Consider the following 677-nt stretch of genomic DNA (forward strand, 5'->3'; position numbering starts at 1 on the left):
TCTCTGATGCCGAAATTGAGTTGGATTCAGATTGAGATTCAGATACTGACGCACTTTCTGATGCTGAAAGCGAGTTAGATTCGGATTGTGATTCAGAGACTGACGCACTTTCTGATGCTGAAAGCGAGTTAGATTCGGATTGTGATTCAGAGACTGACGCACTTTCTGATGCTGAAAGGGAGTTAGATTCTGACTGTGACTCAGACACTGAAGCACTTTCTGACGCTGAAAGGGAGTTAGATTCCGATTGGGATTCAGATACTGAAGAACTCTCTGATGTTGAAAGCGAGTTAGATTCGGATTGTGATTCAGAGACTGACGCACTTTCTGAAGCCGAAATTGAGTTGGACTCGGATTGTGATTCGCTTACTGAAGCACTTTCTGATGCTGAAAGCGAGTTAGATTCTGATTGAGATTCAGACACTGAAGCACTTTCTGATGCTGAAAGCGAGTTAGATTCTGATTGAGATTCAGACACTGAAGCACTCTCTGACGCTGAAAGCGAATTGGATAGAGACTGTGACTCAGACACCGAAGCACTCTCTGATGCCGAAATAGAATTTGACTCGGATTGTGACTCACTTACTGAAGCACTTTCTGATGCTGAAAGCGAGTTGGACTCGGATTGAGATGTGCTCACTGACGCACTCTCTGAAGCCGAAAGCGAATTGGATAAA

The sequence above is a fragment of the Streptococcus sp. C150 genome (genome assembly GCF_000187445.1).
Taxonomy (GTDB): domain Bacteria; phylum Bacillota; class Bacilli; order Lactobacillales; family Streptococcaceae; genus Streptococcus; species Streptococcus raffinosi.